Raw genomic sequence first — 13050 nt, 5'->3', positions numbered from 1 at the left:
CAAGGCGCGAAACGTTACCGTCAGCCGTGCATCCAATCAGGATGACGGTCGCCAAAAGCGCAACGTGCGACGTGCCGGCTCTACAGAGCATCGGGACGGGGTGACTAAGATAGGATTTGGGAATCTGAGGAGAGGGCGTGGAATCTAGAACAACGGTTCCGGTGGGGGAAGATCAATCGGAGGTCGGGCCGGAGGACGACTTCACCGGTCTCAAGTCGGCCATATTGGAGGCGGCGCTCGATCAGCCTCGCATCATCGGCGCCACTGCTCCCTGCCCCGGTCGGCTCAAAGCGAGCCCCGAAGACTTTCGAGTGACTGAAGTTCCCGCCTACGAGCCATGCGGTGAGGGGGACCACCTCTTTATCGAGGTCGAAAAACGTGACGTCTCCGCCGAAGAGCTGGTCAATCAGGTCGCCCGCCGATTGAATATTGCCCGCGGAGACGTCGGCGTCGCCGGCATGAAAGACCGGTTCGCTGTCACCCGTCAGTTCCTTTCGGTACCCGGTTCGTGCGAAGAACAGATCGCCGATATTGACGGGGGCGGGATCACCGTTCTGTCGGCCAAGCGACATACGAATAAATTGAGGACGGGGCATCTTAAGGCCAATCGCTTCGAGATCGTCGTTCGAGACGCTCCGGATCAACTGACCTTGACCGCCGCCGCGACATCCGAACTGCTGAAGTCGAAAGGGATGCCGAATTTCTTTGGGCCGCAGCGATTCGGCCGCGACGGTTCGACGCTTGAACTCGGTCTCAATTTATTAACAGGGCGAACGACCAAGAAAGCAATTCCGCCCCGACGACGGAAGTTCCTCCTGCGTCTGGCTCTTTCGTCGGTTCAATCGGCCCTGTTCAACCGGGTCGTCGCGATCAGAATGCGAAGCGGGCGATTCGACAGGTTGATCTCCGGCGACGTAGCGGCAAAGGTCGACTCCGGCGGGCCATTCGTGGTTCAGGATGTGGATGCAGAACAGCATCGGTTCGACGAAGGCGAAATCGTGCCGACGGGGCCGATCTCCGGGCCGAAAATGCGGTCCCCGCAATCGGATGCGGCGACACTGGAAACTGCTGTATTGGATGAATTCGGGCTCACCAGCGAAGACTTTCGCCGCTTCCCGAAATTAACGACCGGCACTCGCCGACCATTGATGGTCCGCGTTAAGGATTTAGAGATCGAACCGGTCTCGGACGGAACGAAATTTCAATTTATGCTTCCCCCCGGCAGCTACGCGACCGTACTCATGTCGCAATTTATCACTTCGGAAACAACGGCAGATGAGTAACGGATCGCGGGGCGGCAAATAAAACGGAAGGAAGGCTTAAACGTGCAAGATCGATTCACCGAGCGGCAACTTCAGCAATTCCAGGAAGACGGCTACGTCGTCGTGCGGGGGATGGTGGGAGAATCGATCTGGCAGCGGATTCTGCAAGTCGCGATTGATGATTTGGGGCGCGAAGTTCAGCCCATCGAATATGAAGCCGAATTAAACTACCCCGGCGCTCCGTCCGCGATGACCGACACTGGCGGACGGACGGCCCGGCGATTAAAGGCGGCGCTCAGTCGCAATGCGATTTTTATGGAGTGGATCGTCTCACGCGGGGTCCGCGGGCGATTGGAGCAATTACTCGATCCACCCGTGGTGATGCCGCTATCGCATCACAATTGCCTGATGACGAAACAGCCGCGATTCAGCAGCGACACCGGGTGGCATCAGGACGTTCGCTATTGGTCCTTTTCTCAGCCCGATCTCGTCAGCCTGTGGCTGGCGCTCGGCCCGGAGTATCGCCGCAACGGATGCCTCAGAGTCATTCCCGGTTCGCACCGCGGTTCATATCAGCCGGAACAGTTTGATTCCGAACAATTCTTAATCCCCGATCTCGAGGCGAACACGAAACTAATCGACAATGCGGTCGACGTGGAGCTCGACCCGGGCGACGTGCTATTTTTTCACGCCCGTCTCTTTCACGCGGCGACTCGAAATTTTACCGAGGAACCAAAGTTTTCGGCCGTGTTCACGTTTCGATCGTTCAATAATTCGCCGCTGCCTCAAACCAGAAGTAGTTCACTTCCGGAGTTATTGCTGACGGCGCCTGAGCCGCCGAAAAATTAATTACGAAGAAAACATCTTTATGCGTCGGGGCCTTGCGACTCCTTCGATTTCGACTGACTTTCAGGCGTCGCTTTCGCCGGGTCGAATGGGATTTCAATTAAAGTCGTGATCCCCCAGCCGTTGTCGGCAATTCCTTTTCTAAGGTGGATTCTCCAAAAAAGCGGGCCATTCACATCCGAAGCGGCTTCGGGATTCATCGGGATGTATGTCTCGATCGATTCGCCCGGTTCGAGTTTTGTGCCCAGTTTTTGGTCTTGGAGATCCCATTCGCCGGTGGTGACGTGATCGTACAGGAAAGACACGTCTTCCCATCCGGATTCGGCCCCCGCCTCCCGAACGAAATTGTTGGCCCATTGGAAGATTCCCTCCGAGCCTCCGGTTTCGACCGCGCGATAGAACAGCAGGTCGGCATCGAGCGGAACGAATGCCTCATCGCCGACATTCTCAAACTTTACCGAGAGTTTCAGGGTCGATAAGTCATCCTCCGTGCGGGTGGTGCCGTTCGAATAGTGCGTGAATTGGAGCGGCCCGCGACTGACTCGTAGCGGCGTGACGCGCAGGTCACCGAAACGCTGAGACTCGCCCAACTCAAGGGTGTGTCCGGGCGGCAACTCAGAACTGGGCGGAATCCGCACGCGGGTCACATTTCCGTCTTGATCGACGCTGGGAACGACGGTGTCAGGAAGGGACTCGAGCTGATGGGTCCGCGCCGTCAACTGCAGATAGAGTAAGACGAGACAGAGGGCTGAGGCCGCACTGGCGTAAATCAGGACGAGGAGAAATTTTTGACGTGATACCGTCTCGCCGTCCTCGGCAGATTTCTCGGGTTTCTTTTTCCGCGATCGGGACGGCTTGCTCGGTGACCGCGTTGCCGGCGAATCATCGGCCGACGTATCGATCGCGGGGATCACGAATTCCGCGGTCTCGGCATCTTCATCGACCAAGGGGGCGCCCGAAGGAATGGTGACCGTCTCGGTCGTGTCGGGATTACCGAGGTCAGGCGTCTCGGTATCGGGCCAGTCGAATGCCTCAGCCACCGTATCGGCGTCACCGGGCTTTGCGCCGTCTTCGTCGGTCTGCTTGTCGTCGTTCATCGTTTGATCCAGTGAGAAATCGGTTTCACCGTCGTCGTTGTCGTCGGCTGCTACGTCGTCGGCGGTGAGGGGGCTGGTTTGGGGCGGGTCTTCGCCTTGGTCATCGAAGTCGTCGACATCAGTCCGCGGGTCGATCGGAACGGTCTCGGCATCTTGCGAGACCGGTCGGACGGCCAGAAGTGGCTCGTCTTTCAACTCGTCCGGCTCGTCGGGAATCATCAACCGCGACCCGCAATGCGGACAGACGATCTCATCGTTCGTCAGCGTGATACGCACGCTCTCGCCACACGAACCGCAACGGATCACGAAGGATGACGGCAAATTCGCATTCGTCGACACTGGTTACGGTCCCCGAAAATTCCCAACCATCGCGTGCAGACAACGAGTCAATGCCCGGTGTTACTCAGACTCGAATCGTCATCGCTGCATCAATCTTCACTCGCGGGCTGAGTGACCTGAAGAGTGGACAATGTTGAGCCAGTCGATTCTCGCCGAGCCGCCGTCGTCCCGCAAGACCTCGGTTCCTCCGTGCCCAATGCGTCCCAGGATCGGGGCGTTCGTTCGCTTGGCTAACTCCTGCCAGTTTGTGGCGACGCTTTGGTCGTCCTCGCAACGGGTATGCTCGTTCAAAATGACTCCGGCCAATTTGAGGCCGCGACGCTCGATCGCTTCGATCGTGAGCAGCGTGTGGTTGATTGTGCCCAGCCCGGCTCCCGCCACCAGCAGCAGGGGGTAATCGATCCGACCCGCTACGTCACCGACGGTCGACTCTTCGCTGACCGGGCTCAAAAGGCCCCCTGCTCCCTCGACCAACAGTATTTCGCAGCGGTCATGCCAAAGCTCGCATCCGGAGGTCAGGCGCTGATCATCGACTCGGCAGCCCTCCATTGCTGCCGCCACGGGAGGTGCGCACGGGGCGACGAATCGTTGCGGACAGATCAGCGATCGTTCGAACCGGCCATCGGTCGCGGCATAAAGTGCTTCGATGTCCCCCCACGATTGCGAGCCGTCCGGTAAGGAGATCGCTCCGCTGCACGCCGGCTTGTAGACGCCGACAATGCTCCCCGCTGAAACGAGTTGGCGGGCAATCAGGCATGTGACGTACGTTTTTCCAATGTCAGTGTCGGTGCCGACGACAAACAGCCCGGTTGCCGGTTTGGCAACTGCTTCAGATGCAAGATTCACACTCATCGGTCCGCTGCCTCCGTCGGAGTGCAGGTCAGAGTGATGGAGGTACCCACGCCGACATTCAAACGCTCCGAGGCGTTCCCTCCGTTGACCGCAACTTCCAGTCGCCCGGCGCTGCCGATCAACGCCAATAGGGAACCTCGCGGGGTTTCTGCGTAGCAGCGAACAACAGGAATCTCCTCCGTTTCGCCGATCGATACGTCAGCGCGTTCGGGTAAGTCAGATCTTTGACCGACCTTAATGTTCGAGATCAAATTGCCGAAGTGATCACACCAGATAACCCGCCCTTCGGTATTCTCGAAGAGATCGGGTTCGATGTCCGCTGTGGCGTCGAGCAACATCGGCCGAGTCGGTTGCCCGAGTTGGAGAAGGTCGACTTCGGAGACTTCTCGTTTGAACGTCGCCAGTCGGGCAGCAATCGGTGCCATGATGTCGCGCCCGTGAAACGTGGCTGAGCCGGCTTTCCGCTTGAATTTCGACTGATCAACGGCAATCACTATCGCGCTTTGGTCACGCCGCAGAATGCGAGAAAATATTCCGTTGTCGGGTCCGACAAAGAACTGGCCGCCGCTTCGCACCGCGAGGATGTCGCGATTGGTTCCGACGCCCGGATCGACAACGACGAGATGAATCGTTCCCGGGGGAAACGCATCAATCGCATCGTCCAATTGAAACGCGGCTGCCACGATATCCTGCGGTGGAATCGCGTGGGTGAGATCGACGATGTTGACGCCGGGTCGCTGAGACGTCATGACGCCCTTCATCTGAGCGACGTAGGTATCGCGCAGTCCGAAATCGGTCATCAGTGTGACGATCGGGCGGTCAGTCGGCATCAGCTTGTCACTGCTTGAAGCTGTCGCGGTACTCAAGTCGAACTCGGGGAATCATTCGGAGCCGCAAGGTCGGTCGTAATTGACCACGGATGCGTGAGCCTCATAAACTGCTGGTGAGACGATTCTGTTCGATGGGGCTTACCTAAAACGCAGTTTTTTCGCTGCGAACCGTCGCGTCAACAGATAGGATCGCGGGAGCCGCCGTTGGGCCTTCTTGCCGGGTGACTGATCGCCCCGTGCGGGTCTTGCGTCGGCGGACAGCGAATTGACTCGCGGTCTTTCCTGTCAGGATCGATGGGCAATCGCCCGCTTTCAAAAACTTCGTTGAATAGACCGATCGTCGTTGCGATCGACGCCTCGGTCACAACGGCGTTCGGATCGAAACATCACTGCGGAAACAACACTGTTTTTCAACAAGTCGAGGAACGAGCCATGCCCGGACGTTATCAGATCGGAACCGGCGTCGCCTGCTCCGTCGCTTTTGCGTTGTGCGTCACTGCCGTTTCGCCGGCTATTGCGCAGGATGACGACAAGAAGGTCATCACGACTTCCGTGCAGACCGACGATGGGTGGACTCTTCCGATCACTTACTATCGCTCCGGTGCCGGCAAAGAGTCACCGGCGGTCGTGCTTGTGCATGGCAAAGACGGAAACCGCGTGTTGTGGAAGCCGTTGGCGGAGCATCTGCATGACAATGGCTATGCCGTCGTGGCCGTTGATTTACGCAAGCACGGCGAAAGCCAGTCGGCTCAGAATCAGCGCGGCGGGCAGCGTTTGACGCCGTTCGACTATCGCGCGATGGCGGCGCAGGATCTGGAAGCCGTCAAAGAATTTCTGATGGAAGAGCATCACGCGGAGCGGCTCAACGTTCGTAAGACCGGCATCGTGTGCGCCGATACGATGTGCGCCGTCGGAGTCACGTTCGCCCTGCGTGACTGGTACAAGAAGCCCTATCCCGATGCCCCGACCTTCGAGACACGCACGCCGCGCGGCCGGGATGTGCGGGCCATCGTGATGCTTTCGCCATCGGAAGGTGCGCCCGGCATGCCCATGAACAACGCGGTGCGGGAGTTGTCGGTTCCAGCCTTCGGGGTCTCATTCTTTATCCTCGTCGGCGAAAAGGATCGAGAGGACAAAAACGCCGCGGATCGAGCGTTCAAAAAGGTCACCGGCTGGCCCGAATATCAGAACGTCCCGGAAAGCAAAATGAACTCATTTTTGCGCGAGTTCCCCGGCGTCGGCCAACGCGGTACCGACCTGTTTCAACCGCAGGTCGCGCGCTCGACGAAGATCGTCGAACGCATCACCGGTTTCTTCGATCAGAAACTGCGTGACCTCAACGACCCGTGGGTCGACCGCCACAGCCGATTGTCGCGGTAGTTTGCGTTGCTTCGTTCACGCGGCGATGGCGGCAAGAGTCATCGTTCCGATCCCGACGCCAACTCGGTGTTGACCATAAATCACTGATGCAATTGCGAATTCAAGATTTCTCCGTCCGGGAGTGGCGAAAAAAATGCCCCGGGCCACTCGAATCTCATTCGCCCGGCGTGATCAGTTCGCTCTGCAGCGCCGTGCCGATGTTTCGCAGTTCCATCGTCTCGCTTGTGCGCGACTTCAGTTCGAACGTCGCCCTTGGCTGCGTGCTCTCTTTCCGAGAGCGTTCGGTCCTTGACGACCAACGCACCGGGCCGACGCCGGCTTCAGGTGAGACGAATAGCGTCGCCTGATTCTTGACCTGAAAGTCTCGGCTCTCGACGTTTGAGTCGGCTTCATACTCCGTCGCCGTAAATGAGCCGGCCGGCGTGTCGATTGTCGACTCCGAACCCTTAGTCAGTTCCGTCGGCCGATAGTGCCTGAGAGTGGCCAATCGCGGGAACACCTGAAACGCTTTGGCCTCAAGCTCCTGCACCGGCCCATTTCCGACGCGAATGTAACCGCGGACGATCGGCAGAAAAGAGACCGGCAATCCGAGTTCATCAACCGGTTGGTCGCGAATTGCCGACTCGGGGACCAGAACCTTGGAAAGGACGGGGCCGGCGGGACCGGTGTCGATCCCGGTCTCAGAGATCTTTCCGGTTTCCAGTTTGAACTCGAGCCACCAGCACGGTTGCGTCTTGCCGTCGAAATCCGCATCGACCGGCCCGAAAGTTCGAATCGTCAGCCGACGATCCCACGTGAACGTGTCTTCGACGCTATTCGGTTCGAAGTTCGTTTGTTCGAACGTGCCTTCGTAGCGGAACTCCGCACCGTCTTCTTTCGGCGGGTACCATATCAACCCCTGCGCCGCGGCAGGACTTGCGGCATAACATCCGGCGACAATGGCGAAGAATGCCCCGCGGGCCAATCGTTTCAGGGTGTGCGTCATGAGGACGGCGATACCTTTTCGAGAAATGGAAGGTCACCAAGTGTCGCCGCGCGCCCGAGGAACTTCAACTGCGATAACGCTCGACTTTGGGAGGTGAGGCAGCCCGATCGTGCGGCGTCGATCGGATCGTAGCGATCCTGCCGGGAGTGCGGGCATTGGTCGGATGACGCGGGGCCCGCTATCCTATTTTCAACCGGTACAACTTGCGTGAGCGACTCCCGACGGCGTGTTGGCAAAATCAATGTTCTGCCGACGGCGTCAGATAGTTCTCACCGGGCTCAATCATATCAAACTCCCCCCACGATCGACGGACCGCTCTATGTTCACGGACAACGCAACGTTCACGGGAAATGTGCCTCGGGCGAGACGCGCATTGCTGGCCGCCCTCGCGATTGGCTGCGCACTCACGCTCAGCGTTCCTCAAATTGCCTTGGCGAAAGACAAAGACAGCGGCGAAAAGAATACAGGTAAAGAGATTTCGCGGGTTGCCGCAGAGATCACGCTCAAAGGCTCCTACCGCGAAGGAGCACCTTTGCCGGGACTGTTCGGCGAAGTCAGCGAAACGCTCGATGACGTGCTCGGCCGTATTCGCTCAGCCGGCGACCACCAACGCGTTAACGCCGTTATTCTGAAGCTTGATTCGCCGACCCTCGGTTGGGGCAAGGTGCATGAGTTTGTGCAGGTCATCCGCGAAGTCAGGTCGAAGGGAAAGCCGGTCTATGCCTATCTCGACTCGGCGAATCTACCCCAGTACGTCGTCGCGTCCGCGGCGGACAAGATTGTGATTCCGGAAAGCGGTTCGCTGACCGTTCTCGGAATCCGAGCGGAGATATCCTTCTACAAGAACATGTTCGACAAGCTCGACATCGACCCCGAGGTTCTTCGCGTCGGCAAGTACAAATCGGCGGCGGAGCCTTACACCCGCACCAGCATGAGCGAACCCTTTCGCGAAGAAATGGAGACGCTGCTCGACAGCCTTTACGCCTACACCGTTTCCGGAATCGCCGAGTCACGCGGGATGACCGAAGACGCCGTGCGTTCCGCGATTGATTCCGGACCCCACACGGCGAAGTCGGCACAGAAGCTGGGGCTGGTTGATCGTCTCGCCTATGCCGATCAATTGAATGCTTACATCAAGGAAGACCTCGCCGCCCGAGATGAGGCGATCGATACGGTTGACGAACTGAAGGTGGCCGAGAAATTCGGCAAAGAGGATATCGACAAAGACTTCAGCGGCTTCAACGGATTCGTGAAGCTGATGAATCTGCTCTCGGGAGACACCGTCGAGCAGAAGACATTTCGTCCGAAGATCGCCGTCATCTACGCGAGCGGGGCGATTATGGACGGCAAGAGCTCGTCCGACCTGTTCGGCGGCGAGTCGTTGGGAAGCAAGACGTTCGTTAAAGCGGTTGAGAAAGCGAAAGAGGATGAGACGGTCAAAGCGGTCGTCGTCCGGGTCAACAGTCCCGGCGGAAGTGCTCTCGCCAGCGATCTGATGTGGCGGTCATTGGAGACCCTCGAAGTACCGTTCGTCGTTAGCATGGGCGACGTCGCGGCGAGCGGCGGCTATTACATCTCGATGGGAGCCGAGAAGATTTTCGCCGAGCCGGGCACGCTGACCGGTTCGATCGGAGTCGTGGGCGGCAAAGTCGCAGTGAAGGGATTGATGGATAAAGTCGGCGTGACGACTGACATCGTTGCCCGCGGCAAGAATAGCGGCACGTTCAGTCTGTTAACGCCCTTCAGCGATTCTGAACGTAAAGCCGTGCAGCAAATGCTCAACGAGACCTACGAACTGTTCGTCGAGAAAGCGGCGGCCGGTCGAGCCATGCCGGTCGAGAAGTTGGAGGAACTCGCCCGCGGTCGCGTCTATACAGGGTTAATCGCCAAAGAACTCGGGTTGGTCGACGAGATCGGCACGCTCGACGACGCGGTTGAGGCGGCCGAGGAACTGGCGATCAAAGCCGGAACCCTGAAGGCGAGCGAGCGCGATCGCGTCGAACGCCTGAAGTTGCCTAAGGCCAAGAGCCCGTTCGAATCGCTCTTCAGTTCGCTCGACGAAGAGGTCCGAGCGAAAGCCACAGCGAAAGAGGCGATGAGGCTGTTGCCCCAAACGGTTCGCGAAGAACTGCGTCACCTCGACATCGTCAACAAGCTCGCCGAGGAACGCGTCCTCACATTCGTCCCGTTCCAATTGCGCATCGAATAGCAAAAAGTCCCTCCGCAAAGCCCACGGGCACCGCCCCGTGGGTCCCTGCGTCGGCATTTCAATTTCCGCTACCCTTCCTCACCAAGCACGACTTCCCAAGCCCGCGTGAGGAACCACGCGAGGTCGGTGGCAATCATTCCCGGCTCGGTCAGTTCCGCCGCGGACAGATCGCCGGCCAGTCCGTGCAAATGGGCACCGAAGCAGGCCGCGTCGAAGTGCGACATCCCCTGCCCGAGGAGCGCTGCGAGAAGTCCTGCGAGGACGTCACCGGTTCCGCCCGTTCCCATACCGGAGTTGCCAGTCGAATTGACGAAGAGTTGCTCGCCGTCGGTCACGACGGTCCCCGCTCCCTTCAGCACGACCACCGCCCCGGTTTGCTTGGCAAACTCGATCGCCGAGGTCTCACGGCTCGCCTGCACGTCATGAATCGATCGCCCCGTCAGCCGAGAAAATTCGCCCGGATGAGGTGTCAGTATTCGCGGTCCCGGGCCAAAGTCGAACGGCGGACCGCTCGAAGCCACCGCGTTAAGGCCGTCGGCATCAAGCACGAGCGGTCCCTCGAATGCGTCAAGGACCGACCGCACGAATTGGCGACTCTCATCGATCTGACCAATGCCGGGGCCAAGCACGACGGCGTCGGCTTTGGAAATCGCGTCGAGTGCGGGACGAAGTGACGAAGCCGTGAATCGCCCCGTCGCGTCATCCGGTATCGGAACCGTCAGCAGCGCCGGCTCGACCGAGGCGACGGTCTCGACAATGCGATCGGGGATCGCGACAAAAACCAGCCCGGCTCCGCCGCGCAGAGCCCCCAAGCCACAAAGCGCAGCCGCTCCTGACATTCCGCGGGATCCGGCCACGACCACGACGCGACCGAACGTCCCCTTGTGCCCCCCCGATTCACGATCGGGGGGCTCTGGGGGTTGGTCAATTCGGCGAACGTCGGGCATCGGAACGTCCGAATGATCGATTTAGCGAGCGCGGCCAACGCCAGCTGGAATTCAAGATGACGCGGGCGGCATGGCCTGGACCCGACGGCGAACGTCGAGTTCGATCGCACCGAAGGCCTGCTCGTGTCGCTGAACCGCCATCGAAAGCGCGGCCAAGAGTCGTTTCGCCGTGTAATGATTCATGATCACCCGCTGATCGACCCGCACGTTGCCTTCCTGCGCGGTCGCGGGATTAGCATTGAGCCCGATGTCGAGAATCAACTCTTCCGCAGTGCTGTTGACCCGGCAGAAGTTGGTGTAGGTCGCGTGGACGTTCGAATCATCCACGTTGAATTTGACCTGCTGCTGCGGAGGATTGCCGTCATCGGCCGCATCGCCATTCGTCGTTTCGTCTGCCACGTCATGCTCCAAGGTCGTGAGGTAAAACTGACGTTTCAAGCCGCTGTTGCGACTGAATTGTGCCAACAGATCGGCACCCTAATGTGCATCCGTCGCTCGTGCTAGTAAGGACGCCCGACTTTGGCGATTGTTTGGTTTTCGACCGGAATCAGGATTGGAATCGTCGCTGATCACGCATCCTCGGCCACGGTCTTGAATACGTTCTTCAGCTCCTCGACCTGATCGTCAAGACGATCGACTTGCCGACGCAGTGTCTTCTGCCGGGTATCGAGTTTGGCAATGATTTTGCCCGCCCGATCCTCGATGCCCTCAGCGAATTTGCGAATTTCGTCGAGGCTGCCGGCCTGCTTCTCGACCGCTCGGATTGAAGTTTCGATCTCCGTAAAGTCGACTTCGACTCGGTCTCGCTGTGCCCCTTTGTGAGTGCACAGCGCCGTGGCCACGCTGAACGCGAGCCGGACCTTGAGCTGATCGTCAGGGTCTTCCGAATCCCACACCACGAGCAGATCGTCTCCGATTCGCGAGAAGGGTTCGAAGTCTTCGCTGGCTACTTTCGAAGAGAAAATGAAAATGCCGACCTCGGCTCCGCGATTCTTCCGCGCTTCTTCGATCTCAGCCAGCGCGGCGCTCAGCGAGTAAGACCGGTCTTCCTTGGCTTCGATCGCGATTCTGCTTCCGGCTGCCGCGTGATCGGAACCGAGTTCGATGACGATGTCGCCCTTCTTACAGTACGGAATGCTGCCGGTCGTGTTCCCGCACGGGGTCACGATCGCTCCCGATGGCTCGGCGGCCGTTTGAAAAGCGGCGAGCACATCGGCCTCGAAGTCGTCGCCGTGTCGCGTTGAGGCGGCTCGTTCTTTCTCACGGGCTTTCAGTTCTCGGATCGTGCTCTTGATCTCCTCCTGAAACTCGCTGGCCGACTTGCCCTGTTCCTTGAGCAGTTCGAACATCTCTCGTTTGAGCCGCGACAGGGCGCTGTCTTCCTGGTCGAGCGTCAGGTTTTGATCGATCTTCGACTGTGTCTGCTCCAGAGACCGTTTCATGCGTGAAATCGCCGACTCGTCACGGCCGAAATCAAATTCGTCGGTCAGTTTGGTGACCTCCGAAGCCAGACCTTCGCGCAGTTCCTTATTCTTGTTGGCGACATGTGTCAGCAGGCGGTACAGAGCCGACTGGTCATTCTCGATCTGAAATTCCTTAAGCAACATTTCCCGCTGCCGGGTGACGTCTCCCTCGATCGTCCGTCGCAGCGCCGAAAGGAAGCCGTCCCCCGCTTCGGGATCGCTCGAGAGCATGCGGGCAAGAGAACTATTGGGGCCGAACTGTTGATCGAGCCGGCGGGCCAGTTCGGAGCCTTCGCCCGTCACCATGCGTTCGATCACGCCGGCAAATTCGCCATCTTTGTCGACGAGCTTCTGGACCCGTTCGGTGAAATGGCCATCTTCAGGATTGAAGTAAGTGCGAAGCGTGTCCTGAAGTTTTGATTCGAGCAGTGCTTTGTGTTGGGAAAGAGACTGTTCGACACCCTCGATCAGTCGCTCCCCTTCCCGCCGAACGGCTGAGGAGTCGATTTCGCCGGAGGCCTGTCGAATCGAGAGAACGCCGAGCCGAAGCGCCGAGAGGGCAAAATCGTCCCGGTCGCGACCTTCAGAATGTTGGAGCAGTTCGCGGATGACTTCGTGATCGCGGACCACGAGTTCAAGCGGGATCGAGACCGGCAGACTCTGAATATCGTCCGCTTCGTCGTCCTCGTAGCCGCGAAACAACCCGTTCGGCGATGTCGACATGTCCGATTCCGTTCTGGTACGAATGTTCCCCCAGCTTAAGCGAATCGCTGAGCGTCTTAAAGCGCACCGACGAAGCCAACGATTGTCTTGAGTACGTCGAATTCAGCAGTCAGACGG

11 protein-coding genes are annotated in these 13050 nt (G+C 58.8%); 4 read left to right on the top strand and 7 right to left on the bottom strand.

Translation table 11 applies throughout. From position 1 onward, the window contains the following. Window positions 1-137: 137 nt before the first annotated feature. Both truD and Pan189_RS15045 read left to right on the top strand, forming a co-directional pair. Window positions 138-1283 (top strand): tRNA pseudouridine(13) synthase TruD, encoded by a 1146-nt coding sequence (truD, locus tag Pan189_RS15050; RefSeq protein ID WP_145364791.1) that lies wholly within the window; start codon window positions 138-140, stop codon window positions 1281-1283. A gap of 42 nt (window positions 1284-1325) precedes the next feature. After that, the gene (locus Pan189_RS15045; RefSeq protein ID WP_310820548.1) at window positions 1326-2111 is read left to right on the top strand and encodes a phytanoyl-CoA dioxygenase family protein; all 786 of its coding nucleotides are present in this window, start codon (window positions 1326-1328) and stop codon (window positions 2109-2111) included. Window positions 2112-2128: 17 nt separating this feature from the next. On the opposite strand, the gene Pan189_RS15040 is transcribed toward Pan189_RS15045, so the two are convergent. The 3 genes from Pan189_RS15040 to Pan189_RS15030 all read right to left on the bottom strand — a co-directional run bounded on the left by Pan189_RS15040 (window position 2129) and on the right by Pan189_RS15030 (window position 5262). Further along, window positions 2129-3544 (bottom strand): TFIIB-type zinc ribbon-containing protein, encoded by a 1416-nt coding sequence (locus tag Pan189_RS15040; RefSeq protein WP_145364790.1) that lies wholly within the window; start codon window positions 3542-3544, stop codon window positions 2129-2131. Window positions 3545-3640: 96 nt separating this feature from the next. Continuing rightward, window positions 3641-4396 (bottom strand): dethiobiotin synthase, encoded by a 756-nt coding sequence (gene bioD, locus Pan189_RS15035; RefSeq protein ID WP_145364789.1) that lies wholly within the window; start codon window positions 4394-4396, stop codon window positions 3641-3643. After that, complete coding sequence (locus Pan189_RS15030; RefSeq protein WP_310820546.1) at window positions 4393-5262, bottom strand: SAM hydrolase/SAM-dependent halogenase family protein; 870 nt, start codon at window positions 5260-5262, stop codon at window positions 4393-4395. Before Pan189_RS15030 ends, bioD begins: the two co-directional genes overlap by 4 nt. 396 nt (window positions 5263-5658) lie before the next feature. Between Pan189_RS15030 and Pan189_RS15025 the strand changes: the two genes are divergently transcribed. Next, a complete protein-coding gene (locus tag Pan189_RS15025) occupies window positions 5659-6606 on the top strand; it encodes an alpha/beta hydrolase (RefSeq protein WP_310820545.1) in 948 nt (315 codons plus the stop codon). Window positions 6607-6760: 154 nt separating this feature from the next. Here the strand turns inward: Pan189_RS15025 and Pan189_RS15020 are convergent, their stop codons facing one another. Further along, window positions 6761-7591 carry a hypothetical protein gene (locus tag Pan189_RS15020; protein WP_145364786.1) on the bottom strand — a complete coding sequence of 277 codons (831 nt, stop codon included), beginning with the start codon at window positions 7589-7591 and terminating at the stop codon, window positions 6761-6763. Window positions 7592-7910: 319 nt separating this feature from the next. On the opposite strand from Pan189_RS15020, the gene sppA reads away from it, so the two are divergent. Further along, window positions 7911-9800: a signal peptide peptidase SppA gene (gene sppA / locus Pan189_RS15015; RefSeq protein ID WP_145364785.1), complete on the top strand. Its 1890-nt coding sequence runs from the start codon at window positions 7911-7913 to the stop codon at window positions 9798-9800. Between the two features lie 68 nt (window positions 9801-9868). Here sppA and Pan189_RS15010 read toward each other — a convergent pair whose 3' ends face one another. From Pan189_RS15010 to Pan189_RS15000, 3 genes are all read right to left on the bottom strand, one after another. Then, window positions 9869-10747, bottom strand: a complete 879-nt coding sequence (locus tag Pan189_RS15010) for an NAD(P)H-hydrate dehydratase (RefSeq protein WP_145364784.1) — start codon at window positions 10745-10747, stop codon at window positions 9869-9871. 51 nt (window positions 10748-10798) lie between these two features. Beyond that, complete coding sequence (locus Pan189_RS15005; protein ID WP_145366210.1) at window positions 10799-11185, bottom strand: DUF3467 domain-containing protein; 387 nt, start codon at window positions 11183-11185, stop codon at window positions 10799-10801. A gap of 131 nt (window positions 11186-11316) precedes the next feature. Further along, window positions 11317-12933 (bottom strand): hypothetical protein, encoded by a 1617-nt coding sequence (locus Pan189_RS15000; protein WP_145364783.1) that lies wholly within the window; start codon window positions 12931-12933, stop codon window positions 11317-11319. Window positions 12934-13050 lie beyond the last annotated feature (117 nt).

Origin of the sequence: Stratiformator vulcanicus, assembly GCF_007744515.1 — a bacterium.
GTDB lineage: Bacteria > Planctomycetota > Planctomycetia > Planctomycetales > Planctomycetaceae > Stratiformator > Stratiformator vulcanicus.
Note: the sequence above shows the minus strand (reverse complement) of the source record. Positions and strands in the feature narration are given on the sequence as shown.

Bases quoted from the DNA above. Each gene is read 5' to 3' on its own strand.
- Pan189_RS15010 (WP_145364784.1), bottom strand. From the start codon at position 10,747: ATGCCCGACGTTCGCCGAATTGACCAACCCCCAGAGCCCCCCGATCGT.
- Pan189_RS15025 (WP_310820545.1), top strand. From the start codon at position 5,659: ATGCCCGGACGTTATCAGATCGGAACCGGCGTCGCCTGCTCCGTCGCT.
- bioD (WP_145364789.1), bottom strand. From the start codon at position 4,396: ATGAGTGTGAATCTTGCATCTGAAGCAGTTGCCAAACCGGCAACCGGG.
- Pan189_RS15000 (WP_145364783.1), bottom strand. From the start codon at position 12,933: ATGTCGACATCGCCGAACGGGTTGTTTCGCGGCTACGAGGACGACGAA.
- Pan189_RS15020 (WP_145364786.1), bottom strand. From the start codon at position 7,591: ATGACGCACACCCTGAAACGATTGGCCCGCGGGGCATTCTTCGCCATT.
- sppA (WP_145364785.1), top strand. From the start codon at position 7,911: ATGTTCACGGACAACGCAACGTTCACGGGAAATGTGCCTCGGGCGAGA.